General features: G+C 61.7%; 6 protein-coding genes and 1 pseudogene. 5 read left to right on the top strand and 2 right to left on the bottom strand.

The genetic code is table 11. The features are described from left to right. Positions 1 to 199: 199 nt before the first annotated feature. Both ACJWXQ_RS03185 and rarD read right to left on the bottom strand, forming a co-directional pair. Positions 200 to 748, bottom strand: coding sequence for a nuclease-related domain-containing protein (locus tag ACJWXQ_RS03185; protein ID WP_346051163.1), 549 nt, complete (start codon positions 746 to 748; stop codon positions 200 to 202). An 11-nt stretch (positions 749 to 759) separates the two neighbouring features. Further along, positions 760 to 1,665: an EamA family transporter RarD gene (rarD, locus tag ACJWXQ_RS03180; protein WP_346051162.1), complete on the bottom strand. Its 906-nt coding sequence runs from the start codon at positions 1,663 to 1,665 to the stop codon at positions 760 to 762. Between the two features lie 135 nt (positions 1,666 to 1,800). Here rarD and ACJWXQ_RS03175 point away from each other — a divergent pair, with 135 nt between their 5' ends. From ACJWXQ_RS03175 to ACJWXQ_RS03155, 5 genes and pseudogenes are all read left to right on the top strand, one after another. Beyond that, the gene (locus ACJWXQ_RS03175) at positions 1,801 to 2,274 is read left to right on the top strand and encodes an SUF system Fe-S cluster assembly regulator (protein WP_346051161.1); all 474 of its coding nucleotides are present in this window, start codon (positions 1,801 to 1,803) and stop codon (positions 2,272 to 2,274) included. Positions 2,275 to 2,322: 48 nt separating this feature from the next. Next, on the top strand, positions 2,323 to 3,783 hold the full coding sequence (sufB, locus tag ACJWXQ_RS03170; protein ID WP_346051160.1) for a Fe-S cluster assembly protein SufB: 1,461 nt from the start codon (positions 2,323 to 2,325) through the stop codon (positions 3,781 to 3,783). Between the two features lie 47 nt (positions 3,784 to 3,830). Next, a complete protein-coding gene (gene sufC / locus ACJWXQ_RS03165; protein ID WP_346051159.1) occupies positions 3,831 to 4,586 on the top strand; it encodes a Fe-S cluster assembly ATPase SufC in 756 nt (251 codons plus the stop codon). Beyond that, positions 4,583 to 5,926, top strand: coding sequence for a Fe-S cluster assembly protein SufD (sufD, locus tag ACJWXQ_RS03160; protein WP_346051158.1), 1,344 nt, complete (start codon positions 4,583 to 4,585; stop codon positions 5,924 to 5,926). The genes sufC and sufD overlap by 4 nt, the downstream gene beginning before the upstream one ends. Next, positions 5,923 to 6,327, top strand: a pseudogene (locus tag ACJWXQ_RS03155) (aminotransferase class V-fold PLP-dependent enzyme); the annotation flags it as partial. The gene sufD and the pseudogene ACJWXQ_RS03155, both read left to right, overlap by 4 nt. Positions 6,328 to 6,415: the final 88 nt, after the last annotated feature.

The following is a 6,415-nucleotide window of genomic DNA, read 5'->3' as shown; positions in this document are numbered from 1 at the left end:
CGAATCCCAGTTCCTGGTCACCGGCGTCCTCGGCCCCAAGTCCAATGCCCACGGCCCCAACGAGTTCCTGCACATCGACACCGGCAAGAAACTCACCGCCTGCGTGGCGGAGGTCCTCGCCGCGCATGCGGCGAGGGGGTGAGGGGGTGAGTGGTGAGGGGTCAGGGGTTAGGAGAATCGCATCCTCACCCCTGACGCCTCACCGCCGCTCGGCATGCCCGGCGATCTTGCCCCAGGTGGCGCGCCAGCCGTCGGGGATGTCGCCACTGACCGGCTCCAGCCGCTCGGCCAGGTCTTCCGGGAGCACGGTTCGGGTCGGGCGACCCTTGGGGAAGCTGACATCCCCGATCAGCAGAACATAGGCTTCCACCCGGATGCCGCCGGCAAAATGCGACAGTGCCGCCACCCTTTCCTCCAGGGGCCCGAGAGGATTACGAAAGCCGTGCCGACGACCATTGTCGAGCATGACCCACTCGCCCATCTTCTCCGAGCCGAAGACCGCACCCCGGAGACGTTTGATTTCCAGTGCCACCAGGCCACGACGGGTCATGAGGACCAGATCAATATGCACCTGGCCGTCGAGGCCATCGGGAATGACCACGTCCCGTGCCTGGTCCCAGACCCGCCCCTTGAGCACGCGGCCCAGGTCGCCCCGACGGCGTCTCCAGATCCAGTAGCCCAGGGCAGACAGGATGACAAGCAGGCCGAAGCCGGCCGCGGCCAACAAGATGATGTCTTCGCTATGCATGGTCTTCTTTATCAGTCAGAGAGTGGCGCCGATCGTTTGCGGCGGCTGCGGATTGTATCAGCCATCAGTAATATGAGGGCAGCCCAGATCAGTCCGAAAGTGATCCCGTGGGCCGCCGTGAACAATTCCCCGAACACGAAAACGGCCAGGCACAGGGTGACGGTGGGCGCGATGTACTGGAAAAAGCCCAGTGCCGACAGCGGCAAACGGCGCGCGGCATTGGCGAACCAGATCAGGGGCAAGGTGGTGATCACGCCAGCCGCCACCAGCAACAGGTCGGTGCGCCAATCCACCTGCAGGAAGCGCAACTCGCCCGCCTGCCAGGCCCACAAGGCCAGCAACAGAACCGCCGGCAACAGCAGCAGGGTCTCGACCAGCAGGCCGCTGGCCGCCCGCACTTCCACCCGCTTTCTCACCAGGCCATAGAAGCCAAAACTCAGGGCCAGGGCAAAACTGGCCCAGGGCATGACCCCCTGGGCGAGGACCAGATTCAGTGTCCCGGCCGCCGCCATGAGCACGGCCAGCCACTGCACCGGCCGCAGCCGCTCGCCCAGAAAGACCAGGCCGAGCAGCACGTTGACCAGCGGGTTGATGTAGTAGCCCAGACTCGCCTCCATGACCCGGTCGGCGTGCACGGTCCAGATGAACACGCCCCAGTTGAAACCGATGATGGCGCCGCTCAGCAGCAGCCAGGGCAGGACATCCCGCCGCCACAGCCCGGCCAGCCCCCGACGCAAACCACCCCACCAGGCGATCAGGAGAAAAAGGAAGACCACGGACCAGGCAATCCGGTGCCCCAAAACCTCCAGAGCCGGCACATGCTGGACGGCCTTGAAGTAGATGGGCGTCAGGCCATAGAAGATGAATGTGGCGGTGGCGAAGATCACCCCCGCCTTTTCTTCACTGGATCGGAACATCCGCGCGTCTCTAGGTCATTGCCTGGGTTGATGGGCGGGGCATGATAGCACTCCGGCCGCCCGGAAGAAGGCCAGTGGCTTGCCCGTCAATTCAATTCGGACTAAAATAGTCCACATTCTCCGGAGGCAGTCCAGATGCTCAAGCTCAGCCGCCTGACAGACTACGCCACACTGGTGCTGGCCCACCTGGCCCGGCACGGTGAAAGCCGCCATTCCGCCGCGGAAGTGGCCGAGCAAACCGGTCTGGCCGGCCCCACCGTCAGCAAGGTGCTCAAGGCCCTGGCCCGGGAGGGTCTGGTGAGCAGCACCCGCGGCGCCGCCGGCGGCTATGCCCTGGCCCGGCCGGCACGGGAAATCAGCGCCGCCAACATCATTGACGCCATCGAGGGACCGGTGGCGGTGACCGAGTGCAGCCACGAGGACGGCGATTGCAGCCTGGAATCCATCTGCGGTGTCGGCCAGGGCTGGCAGAAGATCAATTCGGTGATCCGCCGGACATTGGAAGGCATCACCCTGGAGGAATTGCTCACACCCGAAATTCCGCTGCAGTGGTTCCCGAGACCGCCCGGCAGCAAAGCAGGCGAAACGGATGCTAAGACCGGCGCCTGATCAGATCCGGATAATTTTTTACATTGGTTCCCCGACGGGAGGCTAATCATGGCCACCAATCAGAAGGAAATGGACGAACTCGTCAGCCGCGAATACAAACACGGCTGGGTTACCGACATCGAGCAGGACACCCTGCCCCCCGGTCTGGACGAGGACGTCATTCGTCATATCTCCGCCAAGAAGGAGGAGCCCGAGTGGCTGCTGGAATGGCGGCTCAAGGCTTACCGTGCCTGGACGGAGATGAAGCACCCGAGCTGGGCCAAGGTCAAGCATCCGCCCATTGATTATCAGTCCATCTCCTATTACTCCGCGCCCAAGAGCAAGGAGCAGATCGAGGCCGAGGCCCCCAAGAGCCTGGACGAGGTGGACCCCAAGCTGCTCGAGACCTACGAGAAGCTCGGCATCCCCCTCCACGAGCAGGAGCAACTGGCCGGGGTTGCCGTGGACGCCGTGTTTGACTCGGTGTCGGTGGCCACCACTTTCAAGGAAAAGCTCCATGAGGCCGGGGTGATTTTCTGCTCCTTCTCGGAAGCGGTGCAAAAATACCCCGAGCTGGTACAGAAGTATCTGGGAACCGTCGTTCCCCTGAAGGACAACTTCTTTGCCGCGCTCAACTCGGCGGTATTCACCGATGGCTCCTTCGTCTTCGTGCCCAAGGGTGTGAAGTGCCCCATGGAGCTGTCCACCTACTTCCGCATCAATGCCTCCAACACCGGGCAGTTCGAGCGCACCCTGATCGTGGCGGAAGAAGGTGCCAGTGTTTCCTATCTGGAAGGCTGCACCGCGCCGCAGCGCGACGAGAATCAACTGCACGCGGCCGTGGTGGAACTGGTGGCCCTGGATGATGCCACCATCAAATACTCCACGGTGCAGAACTGGTACCCCGGTGACGAGAATGGCGTCGGCGGCATCTACAACTTCGTCACCAAGCGTGGCGACTGTCGTGGCGACCGCTCCAAGATCACCTGGACCCAGGTGGAGACCGGTTCCGCCATTACCTGGAAGTATCCCAGCTGCATTCTGCGGGGCGACGATTCCGTGGGTGAGTTCTACTCAGTGGCGGTGACCAGCAACCACCAGCAGGCCGATACCGGGACCAAGATGATCCATATCGGCAAGAACACCCGCAGCACGATCATCTCCAAGGGCATCTCGGCCATGCAGGGCGATCAGAGCTATCGCGGCCTGGTCCGGATCACCCCCAAGGCGGATGGCGCACGCAACTACACCCAGTGCGACTCCCTGCTTATCGGCGACCGTTGTGGGGCCCATACATTCCCCTACATCGAGGCACGCAACAACAGCGCCCAGGTGGAACATGAAGCCACTACCTCGCGGGTGAGCGAGGACCAGCTTTTCTACTGCCGGCAGCGCGGCATCTCCGAAGAAGATGCGGTCAACATGATCGTCAACGGATTCTGCAAGGAAGTCTTCAAGGAGCTGCCCATGGAGTTTGCGGTGGAAGCTGAAGCACTGCTGGGCATCACTCTCGAAGGTGCGGTGGGCTGATACGCCCTGCCCCTGGCGATCACGAATTCAAAGACAGGTAACAAGACATGCTTAAGATTGAAAACCTCAAGGTCAATGTAGAAGGCAAGGAAATCCTGCGCGGGCTGAACCTGGAAGTGAAGCCCGGCGAAGTGCACGCCATCATGGGCCCCAATGGCTCCGGCAAGAGCACTCTCGCCCATATTCTCGCCGGCCGGGGCGACTACGAGGTCGTCGAGGGCAGCGCCACCTGGAACGGCAAGGATCTGCTTGAGATGGAACCCGAGGAACGGGCCCATGAAGGTGTTTTCCTGGCCTTCCAGTACCCGGTGGAAATTCCTGGCGTCAACAATGTCTACCTGCTGAAGGCTGCGCTCAACGCCATTCGCGAACATCGCGGCGAGGAGCCCATTGATTCCGCCGACTTCCTGATGCTGGTCAAGCAGAAGATGAAGCGCATGGGCATGGATGAAAGCTTCATCCGCCGCAGCGTCAATGAAGGCTTCTCCGGTGGCGAGAAGAAGCGCAATGAAATCTTCCAGATGCAGGTACTGGAACCCACGCTGGCCATTCTCGATGAAACCGACTCCGGCCTGGATATCGATGCCCTCAAGGTGGTTGCCGAGGGTATCAACCAGATGCGCGACCCTGAGCGCGCCTTCGTGATGGTCACCCACTACCAGCGACTGCTGAACTACGTGGAGCCCGACAAGGTGCATGTGCTGTCTGGTGGTCGGATTATCAAGACCGGTGACAAGAACCTGGCCCTTGAGCTTGAGCGCGACGGCTACGAAGGGGTCCAGAAGGAGGCGGCTGAAGCATGAGTGGCGAGGATACTGCACGCTACAACTTCCTGACCCAATTCGACCGGGCGGTGGACGAGCTCCCCGGACAGGGCTGGCTGTCCACCCTGCGCCGTGACGCCCTGGCCCGGTTTCGTGAACAGGGCCTGCCAACGCAGAAGGACGAAGACTGGAAGTACACCAGTCTGCGCCCCATCACCGAGGGTCGCTTCGCCCTGCCGGGCAGCACCACGGTGCCGGCTGATCGCCTGGACGAAGCCCGGGTACCGGGGCTTGATGCCGCCCGGCTGGTATTCGTCAACGGCCGTTATCAGGCCGGACTTTCCGATATCAGTGGCTTGCCCGAGGGCGTCACTGTTCGCTCCATCGCTGATGCCATGGAGCGCGAACCGGAGAATCTGCAGGCACGCCTGAGTCGACAGTCCGGTCTTGACTACACCCCCTTTACTGCCCTGAACAACGCCTTCGTGGCCGACGGGGCGCTGGTAGAGGTGGCTGCCAACGTGCAGTGCAAGACACCCATTGAATTGCTGTTCCTGTCGGTACCGGGTGATGAGGCCTTTGTCTTTCATCCCCGCGTACTGGTGCAGATGGCACAGGGCAGCGAGGCAACGGTGATCGAGCACCATGTGGGCCTGGATGAAGCGGCCAACTTCAACAACGTGGTCAGTGAAATCTCCCTGGGCGCTCAGTCCCGCCTCGAACATTATCTGCTCCAGCGCCAGTCCACGGCGGGTTATCACATTGGTGGCATCCATGTGCACCAGGCCCGTGACAGTCGCTACGTCAGCCATAACGTCAACCTGGGCGGGGCCCTGGTCCGGCATGACATCAATGCCCGACTCGCCGAGGAAGGTGCGGAGGCGGTGCTGAATGGTCTGTATCTGGTCAATGACCGCCAGCATGTGGACAACCACACCTGCGTGGACCATGCCGCCCCTCACACCATCAGTGATGAGACCTACAAAGGCGTGATGGCGGGCCGTGGCCGTGCCGTATTCAATGGCCGTGTCGTGGTCCACAAGAATGCCCAGAAGATTGATGCCGGCCAGAAGAACGACAATCTGCTGCTGAGCAAACTGGCGGAAGTGGACACCAAGCCGGAACTGGAGATCTATGCCGATGACGTGGCCTGCTCTCACGGTGCCACCATCGGGCAACTGGACCCGGATGCCCTCTTCTATCTGCGCTCGCGGGGCATCGATGCCGACAAGGCCCGTGACCTTTTGACCTTCGCCTTTGCGGAATCGGTCATTGAACGCATGGGCCTGAGCGAAATTCGGGAATGGCTTGATCACCTGGTGGTCAACCGCGTCTCCGGCGAAGGCCGGCTGGATGACCTGGAGTCCGTGGAACAATGAGTACTGCACCGGAGAAGTTGAGCGAAAGCGACAGCCCCCTGGATCTCTCTGCAATCCGGGCGGACTTTCCCATCCTGGATCAGACAGTTCAGGATAAGGCGCTCTGTTATCTGGATAATGCCGCGACGGCACAAAAGCCACGCCAGGTCATCGACGCCGTGGCCGAGTACTACCGTCGTGACAATGCCAATATCCACCGTGGTGTTCATACCCTGGCCGAGCGCGCGACTGCTGCCTATGAATCGGCACGGGAACGCATGGCGGACTTCATCAATGCCTCGGCCACCGAGGAACTGATCTTCCTGCGCGGCACCACCGAGGCAATCAATCTGGTGGCCCAAAGCTGGGCCCGCCCTCGCCTGGAACCGGGTGAACCCGTCAGAGGATCCGATCCGCATCATCGTCCACGACAACTTCGCTCGTGGGGTCCCCGAGTGGCTGGCGATGATCGATGACGCTTCCCTCCACGTAGCGGAACGTAGCGTGCTT

The sequence above is a fragment of the Natronospira sp. genome (assembly GCF_007134575.1).
GTDB classification, from domain to species: domain Bacteria; phylum Pseudomonadota; class Gammaproteobacteria; order Natronospirales; family Natronospiraceae; genus Natronospira; species Natronospira elongata.
The sequence above is the reverse complement of the archived record's forward strand: the minus strand, read 5'-3'. Positions and strand labels throughout refer to the sequence as shown.